The organism is Streptomyces sp. bgisy159 (assembly GCF_965341775.1).
In the GTDB taxonomy this organism is placed as follows: Bacteria; Actinomycetota; Actinomycetes; order Streptomycetales; family Streptomycetaceae; genus Streptomyces.
In genome coordinates, this window is sequence record NZ_CBDQZH010000060.1 from 17,426 (window position 1) to 38,452 (window position 21,027).

The 21,027-nt window shown below is 76.4% G+C and carries 2 protein-coding genes; both read left to right on the top strand.

All coding sequences use genetic code 11. The features are described 5' to 3' along the window. The first annotated feature begins 36 nt into the window (after positions 1-36). A complete protein-coding gene (locus tag ACSLTV_RS33340) occupies positions 37-10,143 on the top strand; it encodes a type I polyketide synthase (RefSeq protein ID WP_435613488.1) in 10,107 nt (3,368 codons plus the stop codon). A gap of 36 nt (positions 10,144-10,179) precedes the next feature. Beyond that, positions 10,180-21,027, top strand: a 10,848-nt coding sequence (locus tag ACSLTV_RS33345; protein WP_435613489.1) for a type I polyketide synthase, incomplete at its 3' end; no start/stop codon positions are given.

Genomic DNA, 21,027 nt, shown 5'->3' on the forward strand with positions numbered 1-21,027 from the left:
ACGCCCCGGCCCGCCCGGTTCAAGGAAGTGACACACGTGGCTGACGACGACAAGTACGTGGAATACCTCAAGCGGGTCACGGGCGAACTGCGGCAGACGCGCCGCAGGCTCCGCGAGGTCGAGGACCGCGGCCGCGAGCCCATCGCCGTCGTGGCGATGAGCTGCCGGTTCCCCGGCGGCATCCGCACCCCAGAGGACCTGTGGCGGCTGGTCGACGAGGGCGGCGACGCCGTCGGACCGCTGCCCGAGGACCGCGGCTGGGACATCGCCGACCGCTACGACCCCGACCCGGGCCGGCCCGGCACGTTCTCCACGCGCGAGGGCGGCTTCCTCGACGACGCCGCCTCCTTCGACGCCGCCTTCTTCGGCATGAGCCCCCGCGAGGCGCTGGCCACCGACCCGCAGCAGCGGATCCTGCTGGAGGCGTCCTGGGAACTGCTGGAGCGCGCCGGGATCCGTCCGGCGACCCTGCGCGGCAGCGCCACCGGTGTCTTCGTCGGCGCCGCCGGCTCCGGCTACGGACAGGGCCCGGTCGAGGTGCCCGAGGACGTGCACGGCCTGATGCTCGCCGGGAACGCCACCTCCGTGGCCTCCGGCCGCATCTCCTACGTCCTCGGCCTCGAGGGCCCCACCGTCACCGTCGACACCGCCTGTTCCTCCTCGCTGGTCGCCCTGCACTGGGCGGTGCAGGCGCTGCGCGCGGGGGAGTGCGACCTCGCGCTGGCGGGCGGCGTGGCGGTGATGGCCACGCCGGGCCTGCTGTTCGAGTTCAGCCGGCAGCGCGGGCTGGCCCCCGACGGCCGGTGCAAGGCGTTCGCCGACTCCGCCGACGGTACCGGCTGGTCCGAGGGCGTCGGCCTGCTCCTGGTGGAACGGCTCTCCGACGCCCGCCGCAACGGGCACCCCGTCCTGGCCGTGGTCCGCGGTTCCGCCGTCAACTCCGACGGCGCCTCCAACGGGCTGACCGCCCCCAACGGGCCCGCCCAGCAGCGGGTCATCGAACAGGCCCTCGCCAACGCCGGGATCACCGCCGACGGCGTCGACGCCGTCGAGGCGCACGGCACCGGCACCACCCTCGGCGACCCCATCGAGGCCCAGGCGCTCCTCGCCACCTACGGCCGTCGCAAGGACGCCGAGCACCCCCTCTTCCTCGGCTCCCTCAAATCCAACATCGGCCACACCCAGGCCGCCGCCGGCGTCGCCGGCGTCATCAAGACCGTCATGGCGCTCCGGCACGGCCGCCTGCCACGCACCCTCCACGTGGACACGCCGTCCCGGCACGTGGACTGGGACGCCGGCCACGTCCGGCTGCTCACCGAGCCGACCGACTGGCCCGTCACCGAGGGCCGCCCGCGCCGCGCCGCCGTCTCTTCCTTCGGCATCAGCGGAACCAACGCGCACACCGTCCTCGAAGCCGCCCCCGACGAACCCGCCGACGCGAACCCGGCGGCCCACGCCGCCCCCGCACGACTGCCGCTCGCCCCCTGGCTGCTGTCCGCGCGCGGCGCCGAGGCCCTGCGCGGCCAGGCGGCCCGCCTCCTCGACCACCTGGACGCACACCCCGGCGACGACCCGCACGTCACCGCGCGAGCGCTCGCCACCACCCGGCAGGCGTTCGAGCACCGCGCCGTCGTCCTCGCCGAGGACACCGCCACGGCCCGCGACGCCCTCGCCGCCCTCGCCGCGGGGGAGGAGCACCCGGCCGTCGTCACCGGCCGCACCCTGCGCGGCGCCACCGCATTCCTGTTCTCCGGGCAGGGCGCCCAGCGTCCCGGCATGGGCCGCGACCTGTACGCCGCGTTCCCCGCCTTCGCCCGCGCCTTCGACGAGGTCTGCGCCCACCTCGATCCCGAGCTCGGCCTCTCCCTCAAGGACGCCGTCCTGGACGGCGGCCCGGACGACGAGGCACTGCGCGGGACGGGCCTCGCCCAGCCCGCCCTGTTCGCGTTCGAGATCGCCCTGTTCCGGCTCCTGGAGTCCTGGGGCATCACACCCAAGTACGTCCTCGGCCACTCCCTGGGCGAGCTGTCCGCCGCCCATGTCGCCGGCGTGTGGTCGCTGCCCGACGCCTGCCGCCTGGTCGCCGCCCGCGGCCGGCTCATGCAGGCGCTGCCCGCGGGCGGCGCCATGGCCGCCGTGGAGGCCGCCGAGGACGAGGTGACCGCGCTGCTGGCCGCGCACGGCGACGCCGTGGCCGTCGCCGCCGTCAACGGCCCGCACGCCACGGTGATCTCCGGCGACGCCGCCGCCGTCGAGGCCGTCGCCGCCGAACTCGGCGCCCGCGGCCGCACCGTCCGCGGGCTGCGCGTCTCGCACGCCTTCCACTCGGCGCACATGGACGCCGTCCTGGACGACTTCCGCGCGGTCGCCGACACCGTCACCGCGCACCCGCCGCGCCTGACCGTCGTCTCCAACCTCACCGGCCGCCCGGCGACCGCCGACGAACTGGCCTCCGCCGACTACTGGGTGCGCCACCTGCGCCACCAGGTCCGCTTCGCCGACGGCGTCCACTGGCTCGCCACCCACGGCGTCACCCGCTTCCTGGAAGTCGGACCCGACGCCACCCTCACCGCGCCGGCCCGCACCTGCCTGCCCGACGACACCGCCGGCCGGGTGTGCGTACCGCTGCTGCGCCGGAACCGCCCCGAGGCCGCCACCCTCCTCGCCGGTGTCGCCGCCGCCCACACCCACGGCGTGTCCCTCGACCTCGACGCCCTCCTGGGCGCCGACCCCGCCGGCCCGCGCATCGCCCTGCCCACCTACGCCTTCACCCGGGAGCGCTACTGGCTGCGCCCCGCCGCGACCGCCGCCGACGTCAGCGGGGCGGGCCTGACCGGCACCGGGCACCCGCTGCTCGGCGCCGTCGTCAGGGTCGCCGACGACGACCGGGTCCTGCTCACCGGCCGGCTGTCCACGCGCACCCAGCCGTGGCTCGCCGACCACACCGTCGCCGGTGCCGTCCTGCTGCCCGGCACCGCGTTCGTCGAACTCGTGCTGCGCGCCGGGGACGAGGTGGGCTGCGGACTCCTCGACGACCTGACCCTGGAGGCACCGCTCGTCCTCACGGACGACGGCGGAACCCAGCTCCAGATCGCCCTCGGCGCGCCCGACCCCTCCGGCCGCCGCCCGGTCACCGTCCACGCGCGGCCCGACGCCGACGACGACAGCCCCTGGACCCGGCACGCCACCGCCGTCCTCGCCCCCGTGCCCGCCGGGCCCGGGACCGGCCTCACCGCCTGGCCGCCGGCCGGCGCCCGGCCGGTTCCCCTCGACGGCCTCTACCCGGCCCTGGCCGAACAGGGCTACCAGTACGGCCCCGTCTTCCAGGGCCTGCGTGCCGCCTGGCGTTCCGGCGACACCTGGTACGCCGAGATCGCGCTCCCCGAGGACCAGCACCGCGACGCCGCCCGCTACGGACTGCACCCCGCCCTCCTCGACGCCGCCCTGCACGCCCAGCTGGCCGGTGACGGCACGGACGGCGACGGCGAGGCCCGCGGCACGGGGCTGCCGTTCGCGTTCGGCGGCGTCGCCCTGCACGCCGTCGGCGCCACCGAACTGCGCGTCCGTCTCGACCGCGGCCCCTCCGGCACCGTACGCCTCACGCTCGCCGACGGCACCGGACAGCCCGTCGCCACCGTCGGCTCCCTGGTCAGCCGTCCCGTCGCCGACGGAGCCCTGCGGGCGGCCCGCCCCACCGACGGAGCCCTGTACGCGATCCGCTGGACCGGCGGCGAACTCCCCGACGCGCCGGACACCGGCGGCTGGCGGCTCGCCGGCCGGGACCCCGCCGACGGCCTGGTGCCCGCGTGGCCCGCGCTCGGCACCGGCGACACGCCCTGCGCCGCCGCCGTCCTGCCGTACGCCTCGCGGCCCGGGGAGCGGCCCGCCGACGTGGCGGCCCGTGCCCTGGCCGACCTCCAGGCCCTGCTGAGCGACCCGCGCACCCGGGACGCGCCGCTCGTCGTCGTGACGCGCGGCGCCGTCGCCGCCGACGGCGAGGACGTCACGGACCTGCCCGCCGCCGCCGTGTGGGGCCTGGTGCGCGCCGCCCAGACCGAGAACCCCGGCCGTCTCGTCCTCGCCGACGTGGACGACACCGAGGCGTCACGCGCCGCGCTCGCCGCGGCCGTCACCGTGGGAGCACCCCAACTCGTCCTGCGTGCGGGCAAGTTGCTGACGCCGACGCTGACCCGCACGCCCGGCGCCCCCGACGCGCCCGTCTGGGAGGCCGACGGCACCGTCCTGATCACCGGCGGCACCGGCGCCCTCGGCGCACTGGTCGCCCGCCACCTGGTCACCACGCACGGCGTACGCTCGCTGCTGCTGCTCTCCCGCCGCGGCAGCGACGCCCCGGGCGCCGGCGAGCTGGCGGCCGAACTCACCGCCCACGGCGCCGCCGTACACATCGAGCCGTGCGACGCCGCCGACCCCGACGCACTCGCCGCCGCCCTGGCCACGGTGCCCGCCGACCGGCCGCTGCGCGCCGTCGTGCACACCGCGGGCGTCCTCGACGACGGAGTCCTCGGCTCCCTCACCCCCGAGCGGCTCGCCGCCGTGCTGCGCGCCAAGGCGGACACCGCGCTCGCCCTGCACACCGCGACCCGCGACGCCGGCCTCACGGCCTTCGTGCTGTTCTCCTCCGCCTCCGGCCTGCTCGGCGGCGCCGGCCAGGCCAACTACGCGGCCGCCAACACCGTCCTGGACGCCCTGGCCCATCACCGGCGTGCCACGGGCCTGCCCGCCACCTCCCTCGCCTGGACCCTGTGGGACCACGACGCCGGCATGACCGGCGGACTCGGCGAGGACGACCGTCGCCGCATCGCCGCCTCCGGACTGCCCGCCCTCGACCCGGCACGGGCCCTGGCCCTGCTCGACGAGGCCCTCGCAACCGACGAGCCGCTCCTCGCGCCGCTGCGCACCGACCCCGCCGCCCTCCGCTCGGCGGCCTCCGCCGGACGGCTGCCCGCCCTGCTGCACGGCCTCGTCCCCGCGCCGGCCCGCCGCGCCGCGAGCGCCGCCGACGCCTCCGCCCTCGGCCGCCGACTGGCCGGCCTCTCCGCGCCCGAACAGGAGCGGCTGCTGCTGGACCTGGTGCGCCGGCACGCCGCCGTCGCCCTCGGCCACGGCTCGACCGGCGCCGTCGACGGCGAACAGTCCTTCAAGGACCTCGGGTTCGACTCCCTCACCTCCGTCGACCTGCGCAACCGGCTCAGCGCCGAGACCGGGCTGCGGCTGCCCGCCACCCTCGTCTTCGACCACCCCCGGCCCAGCGCCCTGGCCGGTCACCTCTCCAGGCAACTCGCCGGGTCGACGGAGCAGTTCACCGCCACGACGGTCGCCTCCGACGCGGACGACCCGGTCGTCGTGGTCGGCATGGCCTGCCAGTACCCCGGCGGCGTCACCTCACCGGAGGAGCTGTGGCGGTTCGTCTCCGAGGGCGGCGACGCCATCGGCGCCTTCCCCACCGACCGGGGCTGGGACCTGGACCGGCTGGCCGGTCTGGAAGCCGGATTCCTCTACGGGGCGACCCACTTCGACGCCTCCCTCTTCGGCATCGCGCCCCGTGAGGCCCTCGCCATGGACCCCCAGCAGCGGCTGCTGCTGGAGACCTCCTGGGAGACCTTCGAACGCGCCGGGATCGACCCGCTGTCCCTGCGCGGCAGCGACACCGGCGTCTACGTCGGTGCCATGGGCTCCGGCTACGCCTCCGGCCTGGCCGACATCCCCGAGGGAATGGAGGGCTACATCGGGCTCGGCGTCTCCGGCAGTGTCATCTCCGGCCGCGTCGCCTACACCTTCGGCCTGGAGGGGCCGACGATGACCGTCGACACGGCCTGCTCCTCCGCGCTGGTCGCCCTGCACCTCGCCGCCCACGCGCTGCGGCAGGGCGAGTGCTCGATGGCCCTGGCCGGCGGTGTCACCGTGATGGCCACCCCCGGCACCTACACCGAGTTCACCGCGCAGAACGGTCTGGCCGCCGACGGCCGGTGCAAGGCCTTCGCCGCGTCCGCCGACGGCACCAGCTTCTCCGAGGGCGTCGGCATGCTCCTGCTGGAACGCCTCTCCGACGCCCGCCGCAACGGCCACCCCGTCCTCGCCGTCGTCCGCGGCTCCGCCACCAACCAGGACGGCGCGTCCAACGGACTGACCGCACCCAACGGCCCCTCCCAGGAACGCGTCATCCGGCAGGCGCTCGCCGCCGCCGGACTCTCGGCGGCGGACGTCGACGCCGTCGAGGCGCACGGAACCGGCACCACCCTCGGCGACCCCATCGAAGCGCAGGCCCTGTTCGCCACCTACGGCCGCGAACGGCCGGACGGGCAGCCCCTGTCGCTGGGCTCCGCCAAGTCCAACTTCGGGCACACCCAGGCCGCCGCCGGAGCGGCCGGCGTGATCAAGATGATCATGGCGATGCGCCACGGCGAACTGCCGCGCACCCTGCACGTCGACGAGCCCTCCCCGCACATCGACTGGTCCAGCGGCACCATCGACCTGCTCACCGAGGCCCGCCCCTGGCCCGCCCGGGACGGCCGCCCGCGCCGGGCCGGCGTCTCCTCCTTCGGCATCAGCGGCAGCAACGCCCACGTCGTCCTGGAGGAGCCGCCCGGCGACGGAGCCGTACCCGAACGGCCGGCGCCCGCCGCCGTACCGCGCGTGCACCCCGTCTCCGGACACACCCCCGAGGCGCTGCGCGCCCAGGCCGCCCGCCTGCGCACGCACGTCCTCCGGCACGACGACGACGCCCGCGACCTCGCACACAGCCTCGCCACCGCCCGCCACCCGCAGGCGCACCGGGCCGCCGTCGTCGCCGCAGACCGGGACGAACTCCTCGCCGGACTCGCCGCCGTGGCCGCCGGGGAACCGGCCCCGCACGTCACCACCGGCACCGCCGACGGCGGCGGGCTCGCCGTCCTGTTCAGCGGCCAGGGCGCCCAGCACCCCGGCATGGGCCGCGCCCTGTACGCCGCGCAGCCCGTCTTCGCCGACGCCTTCGACACCGTCTGCGCCGAACTCGACCGGCACCTCGACGGACCGCCGCTGCGCGACGTGGTCTTCGCCGACGAGGGCACCGCCGAGGCCGCGCTGCTCGACCGCACCGCCCACACCCAGGCCGCCCTCTTCGCGTTCGGCACCGCCGCCCACGCGCTCGCCGCGTCGTGGGGTGTCCGCGCCGACGTGCTCGGCGGTCACTCCATCGGCGAGCTGACCGCCGCGCACGCCGCCGGGGTCTTCGGCCTCGCGGACGCCTGCGCCCTCGTCGCCGCCCGCGGCCGGCTCATGCAGAACCTGCCCGAGGGCGGCGCCATGACCGCCCTGGAGGCCACCGAGGAGGAGGTGCTGACCCTGCTCGACGGCGGCGCCGGACGCGTCGCGATCGCCGCCGTCAACGGGCCCGCGTCCGTCGTGGTCTCCGGGGAGCGGGAAGCGGTGGAGGCGGTCTCCCGCGAGTTCGCCGGGCGCGGCCGCAAGACCCGGCGCCTGCGCGTCAGCCACGCCTTCCACTCGCCCCTGATGGACGACATGCTCGCCGACTTCCGCGCCGTCGCCTCCCACGTCCGCTACGACGCGCCGACCGTACCGGTCCTGTCCAACCTCACCGGCGCCCTCGCCACCGGCGACGACCTCGTCACCGCCGACTACTGGGTCCGCCACGTGCGCCGGGCCGTCCGTTTCGCCGACGGAGCCCGCGCGCTGGAGACCGCCGGCGTCACCCACTGCCTCGAACTGGGCCCCGACGCCACCCTCACCACCCTCGTCCTGGCCGCTGTCGCCGACCCCGCCTCGGTCACCGCCGTGCCCCTGCTGCGGCCCGGCACCGCCGAGGAACGGTCCGCCCTGCTCGCCGCCGCCGAACTGCACGTCCACGGCCGCGCCGACGTCCCCGCCGCGCCCGCCGACACCGGGGCGCGCACCCTGCCCCTGCCTACCTACGCCTTCCAGCGGGAGCGCTTCTGGCTGGAGCCGTCGGCGGTGCCCGCCGCGTCCGGCGAGGACTCCGCGTTCTGGGACCTCGTCGAGGCCGCCGACCCCGCCGCGCTCGCCGCGCGGCTCGCCGTCGATCCCGACGCCCCGCTCAGCGCCGTACTGCCCGCCCTGGCCGCCTGGCGCGGCGAGGACCGCAGGCGGGAGGAGATCCAGGGCTGGGAACACCGCGTGGTGTGGCGGCCGGCCGCCGAGGGCGGACCGGCCGCGCTCCCCGGCACCTGGCTCCTCGCCGTCCCCAGCCGGCTCGTCGGCGGCCCCTGGGCGTGCTCCGTCGCCGACGCCCTCACCACCCACGGCGCACACGTCCGCGTCCTGCCCGTCGACTGCGCCGCCGCCGACCGCGCCGATCTGACCACCGCCCTCACCGACCTGCGCCGCGAGGGCGACCCGGCCTGGACGGGCGTGCTGTCCCTGCTCGCCGCCGACACCGATCCGCTGCCCGCACACCCGGCCGTCCCCGCCGGACTGGCCGCCACCACCGCCCTCCTCCAGGCGCTCGCCGACGGAGCCGCGGGAGCGGACCCGGTCCGCCTGTGGGCGCTCACCGCGGGCGCCGTCGGCGCTCTCGGCACCGAGGCACCCGCCGTCCCCGAACAGGCCGCCGTCTGGGGCCTGGGCCGCACCGCGGCCCTCGAACACCCCCAGCTGTGGGGCGGCCTGGTCGACCTGCCCGCCGGCACCGCCACCGCCCTCGCCCCCGACATCGCCCGCCGCCTGGCCGCAGCCCTCACCGGCACGGCGGACGAGGACCAGATCGCCGTCCGCCCCGCGGGCACCTTCCTGCGCCGCCTCGAACACGCCCCTCCCGGCGCGCCGACCACCGACGGACCCGACTGGACCGGCACCGTCCTGCTCACCGGCGCCACCGGCGCACTCGGCCTGCGTACCGCCGCCTGGCTCGCCGGGCGCGGCGCCACCCGCATCGTGGCCGTGAGCCGTTCGGGCGCGGGCTCCGACGGCGCCGCCCGCCTCAAGGACGCCCTCGCCGACACCGGAACCGAACTCGTCCTGGCCGCCTGCGACACCGCCGACCGGGACGCGCTGGCCGCGCTGCTCGCCGAGCACCCCGTCGACGCGGTCGTGCACACCGCGGGCGTCCTCGACGACCGGCTCCTGGACGGCATGGACGCCGCGGCGCTGGACCGCGTCCTGCGGCCCAAGCTGGCCGCCGCCCGCAACCTGGACGAACTCACCCGCGACCGCGACCTCACCGCGTTCGTCCTGTACTCGTCGGTCTCCGGCATCCTCGGCACCATCGGGCAGGCCAACTACGCGGCCGCCAACGCCTTCCTGGACGCCCTGGCCGAGGCCCGCCGGGCCGCCGGCCTGCCCGCCACCTCACTGGCCTGGGGCCCCTGGGCCGGCGGCGGCATGGCCACCGCCGACGCCGGCACCGAGAACCGGATGCGCCGCGGCGGCATCAACCCGCTCGACCCCGCGAAGGCCGCCGACGCCCTCGGCCGGGCCACGGCGCGCACCGACGCCGTCCTCGCCGTCGCCGACGTCGACTGGGCCCGCTTCGCACCCGGCTTCACCACCTCCCGGCCCAGCCCGCTGCTTTCCGGCCTCCCCGAAGTGCGCGACCTGCCCGCCACGCGCCCCGAGGCGGCCGCGGACGCCCCCGGAGCCCTGCGCGAGCGGCTCGCCGGACAGTCCGCCGCCGAACGCGAACGCACCCTGACCGCACTCGTACGCGCCGAGGCCGCCGCCGTCCTCGGCCACACCGGCACCGACCGGGTCGGCGCCACGACCGCGTTCAACGCGCTCGGCTTCGACTCCCTCATGGCCGTCGAACTGCGCAACCGCATCGGCGCCGCCACCGGACTCGCCCTGCCGGCCACCCTGCTGTTCGACCAGCCGAGCGCCACCGCCCTCGCCGGATATCTGCGCGACCGGCTCACCGACGACACCGACGGAGCCGCCGCGGTCCTCGCCGGGCTCGACTCCCTGGAGGCGGCCCTCGACGGGCTGCCCGCGGACGACGTCCGCCGCGACCGCATCGGCGCCCGGATCCAGGCGCTCCTCGGACGGCTCGGCACCGCCACCGCCGTCGTCCCCGCGGTCGCCGACGGCGGCGACGACGTCGGCGACCGGATCCGGTCCGCCGGCGCGGACGAGATCTTCGACTTCATCGAGAACGACCTCGGCATCTCCTGACGCACGGCCACGGGACCTGAGAACGGGTGAGAACACATGACCGATGAGGACAAGCTCCTCGGCTACCTGAAGAAGGTCACGGCCGACCTCCACCAGACGCGGCAGCGTCTGGCCGCGGCCGAGGCCCACCAGCACGAACCCATGGCGATCGTCGCGATGGGCTGCCGCTTCCCCGGAGGCGTCACCGGACCCGACGACCTGTGGCGGCTGCTCGACGAGGGCACCGACGCCATGACCGAGTGGCCGCGCGACCGCGGCTGGGACACCGACGCGCTGTACGACCCGACGCCCGGCACCCCCGGCCGCAGCTACACCCGCACCGGCGGATTCATCGACCGCGTCGGCGACTTCGACGCCGGGTTCTTCGGCATATCACCGCGCGAGGCCGTCGGCACCGACCCGCAGCAGCGCATCCTCCTGGAGATCTGCTGGGAGGCCCTGGAACGCGCCGGCATCGACCCGCTGTCCCTGCGCGGCAGCCGCACCGGCGTGTTCACCGGAACCAATCTCCAGGACTACACGACCCTGCTCAGCCACTCCGACAACGCGGGCGACGACGGCGTCGGCAACGCGCCCAGCGTCCTGTCCGGCCGCGTCTCCTACACCCTCGGCCTGGAGGGCCCGGCCGTCTCCGTCGACACCGCCTGCTCGTCCTCGCTGGTCACCCTGCATCTGGCGGCACAGGCCCTGCGCGCGGGGGAGTGCGACCTGGCCCTCGCCGGCGGTGTCACCGTCATGTCGACGCCCACCGTCTTCCTGGAGTTCAGCCGCCAGCGCGGTCTGTCGCCCGACGGCCGCTGCCGCGCCTTCGCCGACGCCGCCGACGGCACCGCGTGGGGCGAGGGAGCCGGCGTCCTCGTCGTCGAGCGGCTCTCCGACGCCCGCCGCAACGGCCACCCCGTCCTCGCCGTGCTGCGCGGCTCCGCGGTCAACCAGGACGGCGCGTCCAACGGACTGACCGCGCCCAACGGGCCCTCCCAGGAACGGGTGATCTGGCAGGCCCTGAAGTCCGCCCGGCTCGTCCCCGCCGACGTCGACGCCGTCGAGGCGCACGGCACCGGCACCACCCTCGGCGACCCCATCGAGGCCCAGGCCCTCCTCGCCACCTACGGCCAGGACCGGCCGGCCGACCGCCCGCTGCTGCTCGGCTCCGTGAAGTCGAACATCGGCCACACCCAGGCCGCCGCCGGAGTCGCCGGCGTCATCAAGACCGTGCTCGCCCTGCGCGAGGGACGGCTGCCCGCCACCCTCCACGTCGACCGGCCCAGCCACCACGTCGACTGGTCCGCCGGACACGTCGAACTCCTCACCGAATCCCGCTCCTGGCCCCGCACCGGCGACCGTCCGCGCCGCGCCGGCGTGTCCTCCTTCGGCGTCAGCGGAACCAACGCCCACGTCATCCTCGAACAGGCCCCGCCGGCCGAGCACGACGACGACACCGCCGAAACGGCCGACGACACGCCCCGCCCCCGCGCCTTCACCGTCTCCGGCCGTACCGCCGCCGCCCTGCGCGCCCAGGCCGGCCGCCTCGCCGCCCACCTCCGCGCAGCCCCGGACGGCGCACCGCGCCCCGCCGACCTCGCCTGGTCCCTCGCGGCCACCCGCCCCGCCCTCGAACACCGCGCGGCCGTCGTCGCCCCCGACCTCGACGTGCTGCTGCGCGGACTGACCGCGCTGGCCGACGGCACCCCCGACCCGTCGGTCGTGCGCGGTGTCGCCGACACCGAGGGCGACCCGGTGTTCCTCTTCCCCGGCCAGGGCCCGCAGTGGGAGGGCATGGCCGTCGAACTGCACGCCACCGACGCCCGGTTCCGCGCCCACTTCGACGAAGCCGCCACCGCCGTCGAGACGTTCACCGACTACCGCGTCCTCGACGTCCTGCGGGGCACGCCCGGCGCCCCGCCGCTGGAACGCCTCGACGTCGTCCAGCCCACCCTGTTCGTCGTCTGCGTCGCCCTCGCCCGCCTGTGGATGGCCTGCGGGGTCCGCCCCGCCGCCGTCGCGGGACAGAGCCAGGGCGAGATCGCCGCCGCGCACATCGCCGGCGTCCTCACCCTCGAGGACGCCGCCCGCGTCGTCGTCACCCGCTCCCGCGAACTGACCGCCGTCACCGGCCGCGGTGGCATGGTCGCCGTCCCCCTGCCGCTCGCCGAGGTCGAGGCTCTCCTCGCCCCCTACGAGGGCCGCATCTGCGTCGGCTCCGTCACCGGCCCGCGTTCCGTCACCGTCTCCGGAGACGCCGCACCGCTCGCCGACCTCCTCACCCGTCTCACCGCCGACGGCGTCCGGGCCCGCCGCGTCCCCGTGGACTACGCCTCCCACTGCGCCCAGGTGGAGGACGTCAGGGACGCCCTGCTCGCCGGGTTCGCACCGGTCCGCCCGCGCCCCGCCGAGATCCCCTTCCACTCCACCGTCACCGGCGCCCGCGTCGAGGACACCACCACCCTCGACGCGGCCTACTGGTACGAGAACATCCGCCGCACCGTTCGCTTCGAAACCACCGTGCGCGGCCTTGCCGACGCCGGACACCGCGTCTTCGTCGAAGCGGGCCCGCACCCCGTCGTCACCACGGCCGTCGACGACATCCTCGACGACCTCGGCATCACCGACGGGGCGGTCCTCGGCACCCTGCGCCGCTCCGAGGGCGGACCCGAACGGTTCCTCTCCTCCGTGGCCGCCCTCTCCGTGCGCGGCGGACCGGTCGACTGGGCCGCCGTCCACCACGAGCCCGCCCACCGTGTCGACCTGCCCGTCTACGCCTTCCAACGCCGCCGCTACTGGCCCGGGTTCACCGCCGGCGACCTCACCGGGGCCGCGCCCGCCGACACCGCCGACGCGCCCTTCTGGCAGGCCGTCGACTCCGGTGACCTCACCACCCTCGCCACGGCCCTCGGCCTCGACGAGGCCACCGTCGCCACCCTGGCCCCGGCCCTGGCCGACTACCGGCGCCGCAGCGACGACCACGCCACCGCCGACCGCTGGCGTTACCGCATCACCTGGTCCCCGCTCCCGGCCGGCGGCACCGCGTCACTCGGCGGGCGGTGGGCCCTCGTCGTACCCCGCGGCCACGAGGACGGCCCGGAAGCCACCGCCGTACGCGACGCACTGACCCGCGCCGGCGCCGAATGCCGCCCCGTCGTCGTCGACGGCCCCCTCGACCGGGCCACCGCCGTCGCCGCACTGGCCGACGCCGCCACCGGAGCTCGCGGCCTGCTCTCCCTGCTGGCCCTGGACGACACCCCGCATCCCGGACACCCGCGGCTGCCGGCCGGGTTCGCCGCGACGGTCGCCCTCGTCCAGGCGCTGGACGACCTCAACGCCCGCCTCCCGGTGTGGTTCCTCACCCGGGGCGCCGTCGCCACCGCAACCGACACCGCCCCGGCCCACCCCGCCCAGGCCCTCGTCTGGGGCTTCGGACGCGTCGTCGCCCTGGAACAGGCCGACTGCTGGGGCGGCCTGATCGACCTGCCCGAGCGGTGCGACCGGCGCGCCGCCGACCGCGTCGTCGAGGTCCTCGCCGGAACGGACCACGAGGACCAGGTCGCCGTCCGCGCCACCGGCACCCTCGGCCGCCGTCTGGAACGGGCCGCCGTCGGCGGGCTGCCCGCCCGCCGCCGCTGGAAGCCGCACGGCACCGTCCTCGTCAGCGGCGGCACCGGCGCCCTCGGCCGCCACGTCGCCCGCTGGCTCGCCCGCGCGGGCGCCCCACACCTCCTGCTGGCCGGCCGCTCCGGCCCCGACGCCGAAGGCGCCGCCGAACTGCTCGCCGAACTCACCGCCGCCGGCGCCCAGGCCGACCTCGTCGCCTGCGACATCGCCGACCCGGGCGACCTCGCCGCCCTGCTGGCCGGCATCCCCGAGGACCGGCCCCTGAGCGCCGTCTTCCACACCGCCGCCGTCCTCGACGACGGCGTCATCGGCTCCCTCACCCCCGACCGCCTCGCCGAGGTTCTGCGGGTCAAGGTGGGCGGCGCCCTCAACCTCGACGCCGCCACCGCGGACCTGGACCTGTCCGCCTTCGTCCTCTTCTCCTCGTCCTCCGGCGTCTTCGGCAGCTCCGGACACGGCAACTACGCCCCCGGCAACGCCTACCTCGACGCACTCGCCGAGCACCGCCGCTCCCGCGGCCTGCCCGCCACGGCCGTCGCCTGGAGCGGCTGGGCCGACGGCGGCATGGCCGCCGGCACCGTCGGCGAACGCCTCCAGCGCCACGGCGTCCGCCTCATGGACCCCGCCGTCGCCGTCACGGCCCTCCAGGCCGCCCTCGACCAGGACGACACCACCCTCGTCGTCACCGACATCGACTGGGAGGTCTTCGGCGCCGAACTCGACAAGGGACGCCCCCGCCGCCTCTACACGGGGCTCCCCGACCTCGAACGGCTGCGCGCCCGCCGCCCCGCCCACCCCACCGGCGACGAGGAACCCGACGTCCTCGCCACCATCACCGCCCTCGGTGAGGCGGACCGGCGCCACGCCCTCCTGGAACTGGTCCGCGCCCACATCGCCTACGTTCTCAACCATCCCGGTCCCGAGGACGTCGAACCCGCCCGCGCCTTCCGCGAACTCGGCTTCGACTCCCTCACCGCCGTGGAACTGCGCAACACCCTCGGCGAGGCGACCGGCATGCGGCTGCCCGCGACCCTCGTCTACGACTATCCGACACCCGCCGCCCTCGCCGAACACCTCGGTGAACGCCTGGCCCCGGCGGCCCCGACCGTCTCCGCAGGCACCGGCGCCGCGACCCGGCACGACACGTCCGACGATCCCGTCGTCATCGTCGGTATGGCGTGCCGCTTCCCCGGTGGGGCCGACAGCGGTGACGCCGACACCCCCGAGCGGTTCTGGCGGCTCCTCACCGACGGTGCCGACGCCATGGGACCCTTCCCCGACGACCGTGACTGGGACGTCGCGGCCCTCTACGACCCCGAGCCCGGCCGAGCGGGCCGCACCTCCACCCGCTGCGGAGGCTTCCTCGACGGCTTCGCCGACTTCGACCCCGGCGTCTTCGCCATCTCGCCCCGTGAGGCGGTGGCGATGGATCCGCAGCAGCGTCTGCTGCTGGAGATGGCCTGGGAGACGTTCGAGCGGGCCGGCATCGACCCGCGCACCCTGCGCGGCAGCCGCACCGGCGTCTTCGCCGGCACCAACTACCAGGACTACACGTCCCGTCCGATCGCCCCTGGCGACGACGTCGGCGCCCACCTCGGCACCGGCAACTCCGCCAGCGTCCTGTCGGGACGCATGTCCTACACCTTCGGGCTGGAGGGTCCGGCGGTCACCGTCGACACCGCCTGCTCGTCGTCCCTGGTCGCCCTGCACCTCGCCGTGCGGTCCCTGCACGCGGGGGAGTGCGACCTGGCGCTGGCCGGCGGCGTCACGGTGATGTCGACCCCCGGTCTGTTCGTGGACTTCAGCCGTCAGCAGGGGCTGGCGGCGGACGGCCGGTGCAAGGCGTTCGCGGACGCGGCGGACGGTACGGGCTTCTCCGAGGGCGGCGGTCTGCTGCTGGTGGAGCGGCTGTCGGACGCGCGGGCGAACGGGCATCCGGTGCTCGCGGTGGTGCGGGGTTCGGCGGTCAACCAGGACGGCGCGTCCAACGGGCTGAGCGCGCCGAACGGCCCGTCGCAGCAGCGGGTGATCCGGGCCGCCCTGGCCGACGCCGGGGTGCCGGCCGGTGAGGTGGACGCGGTGGAGGCGCACGGGACGGGGACCCGGTTGGGCGACCCGATCGAGGCGCAGGCGCTCCTGGCCACCTACGGCCAGGGCCGTGCGGCCGACCGGCCGTTGTGGCTGGGGTCGGTGAAGTCGAACGTCGGTCACACGCAGGCGGGTGCCGGTGTGGCGGGCGTGATGAAGATGGTGCTGGCGATGCGGCACGGGATGCTGCCGGCCACCTTGCACGTCGACCGGCCGTCCTCGCACGTGGACTGGGACCAGGGTGCGGTGGAGCTGCTGACCGAGACCCGCGCCTGGCCGGAGACGGGGGAACGCCCGCGGCGCGCCGGTGTGTCGTCGTTCGGCATCAGCGGCACCAACGCGCACGTGGTGCTGGAGGCGGTGTCCGAGGCCGAGACGGCCGAGGCGGCGCCGCAGGCGTGGACGGGACCGGTGCCCTGGGTCCTGTCCGCCCGCAGCCGCGACGCCCTGCGCGCCCAGGCCGCCCGACTCCTCGACCACGTCACCGGGCACCCCGAGGTGCGGCCCGCCGACACCGCGCTGGCCCTGGCGACCACCCGGACGCCCTTCACCCACCGGGCCGTGCTCGTCGGCACCGGCCACGAGGAGCTCACCGCCCGGCTGCGGGCGCTGGCCGACGCCGCCCCGCTGCCCGGCACCGTCACCGGAACCGCCCGCTCCGGCGGCCGGACGGCGTTCCTGTTCACCGGACAGGGCGCCCAGCGGCCCGGCATGGGACGCGACCTGCACGCCGTCTTCCCGGTGTTTGCCGAGGCCTTCGACGCCGTGTGCGAGCGGATCCCCGGACTGCGCGAGTCGGTGCACGGCGACGACACCGACGCGCTGAACCGCACCGAGCACGCCCAGCCGGCGCTGTTCGCCTTCGAAGTGGCCCTCTACCGCCTGCTGGAATCCTGGGGCGTGCGGCCCGACCTCGTCGCCGGGCACTCCGTCGGCGAGATCGCCGCCGCCCATGTGGCCGGCGTGTTCTCCCTCGACGACGCGTGCGCCCTGGTCGCCGCCCGCGGCCGGCTCATGCAGGCGCTTCCGTCCGGCGGCGCGATGGCGTCGATCCGGGCCGCCGAGGACGAGGTGCTGCCCCTGCTGGCGGACCGCGAGCACGAAGCCGGCATCGCCGCTGTCAACGGGCCCCTCGCCACCGTCGTATCCGGCACCGAGGCCGCCGTCGCGGAGATCTGCGACCACTTCGCGACGGCCGGACGGCGCACCACACGGTTGCGGGTGGGCCATGCCTTCCACTCACCGCTGATGGACCCGGTCCTCGACGACTTCCGCGCCGTCGCCGCCGGCCTCTCCTACGCCGAGCCGACGCTGCCCCTGGTCTCCGGCCGGACCGGCGGGACCGCCACACCCGGCCTGCTCACCGACCCCGAGTACTGGGTACGGCACGTACGCGAACCGGTCCGCTTCCACGACTGCGTCGCACGGCTGCACGGTCTCGGCGCCCGCCGTTTCCTGGAGGTCGGCCCCGACGGCCCGCTCACCGCGCTCGCCGAGGCCGCCCTCGCCGAGCCGGAGCCGTCCGCGGCGGACGAACCCGTGTTCGTGTCGGCCGCCCTGCGCGACACGCCGGAGACGGACCAGCTGCTGGCGGCCGTCGGCACGCTCTTCGCGCACGGCGTCGCACCCGACTGGGCGGCACTCCTGCCCGGCGCCCGCGTCGTGCCGCTGCCCACCTACGCCTTCCAGCGGCAGCGCTACTGGCTGCCGACCGCGGCCTTCGCCGGCGACCCGGAGGCCGCGGGACTGCGCACCGCGGAGCACCCGTTCCTCGGCGCCGAGGTCACCCGGGCAGGCTCCGACGACCTGCTGTTCACCGGGCGGCTGTCGCTGCGCGGCCACCCCTGGCTCGCCGACCACACCGTCCTCGGCCAGGTCATCCTGCCCGCCACCGGCCACCTCGACCTGGCCGTCCACATCGGCGACCGCACCGGCTGCGGCCACCTGAGCGAACTCACCCTGCTCAGCCCGCTCGTCGTACCCGGCGAGGGCGCCGCCCTCATCCAGGTGGCCGTCGACGGCGCCGACGACGACGGCCGCCGTGCCTTCACGGTGTGGTCCCGGCCCGACGGGGACGACGGCCCCTGGCAGCGGCACGCCCAGGGTGTCCTGGCCCCGCAGGCGCCGCCCGCCCCGGCCGACGACCTGACCGCCTGGCCCCCGCCGGGCGCCCGCACCGTCTCCGACGAGGACCCCTACCCGGTCTTCGCCGCCGCCGGATTCGACTACGGCCCCAGCTTCCGCGGCCTGGGCACCGTGTGGGAGCGCGACGACGAGGTGTACGCCGAGGTCACGCTGCCTGAGCCGTACCGGCAGGACGCCGCACGGCACGCGCTGCACCCTGCGCTGCTCGACGCGGCCGTGCAGACGCTGCTGGTCCGCCGTCCGGGCGTGCGGGACGACGAGGCGGCGGCGCCCATGCTGCCGTTCGCCTGGTCCGGACTGACCCTGCACGCCACCGGCGCGACCGCGCTGCGGGTGCGCCTCACACCGGCGGGCCACGACCACGGCTTCCGGGTGCTGGTCACCGACACCGCCGGTCGGCCCGTCGCCACCGCGGACGCGATCACCCTGCGCACCGTGTCCGCCGCCCCCGCCGCCGGCACCGGCCGACCCGAACTGCTGCGCCTCGACTGGCGCGAGAGCCGCCCGGCTGCGGAAGCCCCACGGCCACGCGCGGTGCGCTGGATCGTCCTCGGCGACGGCGACGACCGGGTGGCCGCCGCCCTCGACGCGGCGGGGATCCACCTTGAGGCGTATGCCGACCTCGACGCCCTCGGCAAGGCCGTCGACACCGGAATGACCATGCCCGACGTCGTCCTCGTCGCCCCCGAACCGCACCCCTCCGGCTCCCACGCCGCCCTGCCCGAGCGGGTCCGCGGCCGACTGGCCCGTGCCCACGAGCTGATGTGCGGCTGGCTCGCCGACGAGCGGTACGCCGACTCCCGGCTGGTGTTCGTGACCCGCGAAGCGGTCGGCGCCGGCCAGGGTCCCGGGACCGACGCCGACGGCCTGCCCGACGTCGCCGGTGCCGCCCTGTGGGGCCTGGTCCGCTCCGGACAGGCCGAACACCCCGGCCGTTTCCAGCTGGTGGACCTGGCGGCCGACGCCACGGACGGCGACGCCCCCGCCCTGCTCGCGGCGGTCGCCTCCGGACGCCCGCACGGCGCGGTCCGCGACGGCCGTGTCCTGTACCCCGACGCCGCGCCCGCAGCGGCCGGCGCCGCACCGGCCCTCGCCGACGGCACCGTGCTGGTCACCGGTGCCACCGGCACCCTGGGGCGCGCGGTCGCCCGCCATCTCGTCACCCGGCACGGCGTGCGCTCCCTGCTGCTGACCGGCCGGCGCGGACCCGCGGCCGACGGGGCGAACGCCCTCGTCGCCGAACTGACCGAACTGGGGGCCCGTGTACACCTGGAGGCCTGCGACCTCGCGGAACGAACCGACGTCGAACGGCTGCTGGGTCGACTGCCGGACGAACTGCCGCTGACCGGCGTCGTCCACGCGGCCGGTGTCACCGACGATGCCGTCCTCACCGCTCTCGACGGCGGGCGCTTCGACGCCGTGCTGCGGCCCAAGGCCGACGGGGCGTGGCATCTGCACGAGCTCACCGCCGGCCGGCCACCCGCCGCGTTCGTGCTGTTCTCCTCCGCCGCGGGCACCTTCGGCGCCCCGGGCCAGGCCAACTACGCCGCCGCGAACGCCTTCCTCGACGGGCTCGCCGCCCTGCGGCACTCCCTCGGGCTGCCCGCCGCCTCCGTCGCCTGGGGCCTGTGGAACGACGACAGCGGCATCACCGGCCGTCTGTCCCACGCCGACCGCGGCCGGCTGGCCCGCGGCGGCCTGCGGCCCCTGGCCACCGAGGACGCCCTCACCCTCCTGGACGACGCGCTGGCCACGACCGACCCCGCGGTGATCGCCGTCGCCACCGTCTCCGGCCGCTCCGGTGTCCGGGCGATGCTGCGGCCCGCCGCCCCGGCGGTCACCCGCAGGACCGCGGCGGGAGCCGATACGGACCCGGGAGCCTCGCTGCTCGCCGGACGCACCCCCGAAGAGGGCCGCGCCCTGCTGCTGGGACTGGTGCGCGAACGGGCCGCGACCGTCCTCGGCCACGCCGGCCCGGACGAGGTCGAGCCCGACCGGCTCTTCACCGAGCAGGGCTTCGACTCCCTCACCGTGGTCGAACTGCGCAACCACCTCGCCACCGCCACCGGACTGGGACTCGCCCCCACCCTGCTGTTCGACCACGCGACACCCGAGGCACTCGCCGCCCACCTGCACGGCAGGCTCGGCGACCGGGCCGCCCCGGACACCGGCCGGGGAGAAGCGGCGCCGGCCGCTGTCGGGGCGCCCGCCGGGGACACCATCGGCACCCTGTTCAAGCAGGCCTGCCTGGACGGCCGGATCGACGACGGCTTCACCCTGCTTCAGGCCGCGGCGGCACTGCGCCCCACCTTCACCTCGCCGGACGAACTCACCACCGTCCCCGGGGCGATCCGTCTCTCGGCCGGTGACAGCGCCGCCCCGCTGGTCTGCTTCAGTTCCTACGTGGCCCTCGCCGGTGTCCACCAGTACGCCCGGTTCGCCTCCGCCTTCCGCGGCCGGCGCGACGTATGGGCCCTGCCGACCCAGGGCTTCGGCACCGCAGAGGCGCTGCCGGCCACCTTCGACGCGGTCGCCGACCTGCACGCCGACGCGGTGCACCGCACCGTGGGCGACACCCCGGCGGTCCTGCTCGGATCGTCCTCCGGCGGCGTCCTCGCCCTGTCCACGGCCCGGCGGATGCAGGAACGCGGCGCCGCACCCGCCGCCGTCGTCCTGCTCGACACCTACATGCCGCGGGCCGACTCCCCGTTCCTCCGGTTCTCCCAGCAGATGCTGGGCGGCATGTTCGACCGGGAGTCCATGTTCGCGCACATGGACTCCGACCGGCTCACCGCGATGAGCTGGTACGTGGCGATGATCGGCGAGTGGGAGCCGGGTCCGCTGGACTGCCCGGTCCTGCTGGTCCGCTCCACCGAGCCTCCCGTGCCCGCGGAGCCCGGCGAGGAGATGCGTCCCGAGGAGTGGCAGACGTCCTGGGACCGGGCGCACACCGTGCTCGACGTCCCCGGCAACCACTTCACCATGATGGAGGACCACGCCCGCTCCACCGCCCGGGCCACCGACGGATGGCTCACCTCCCGG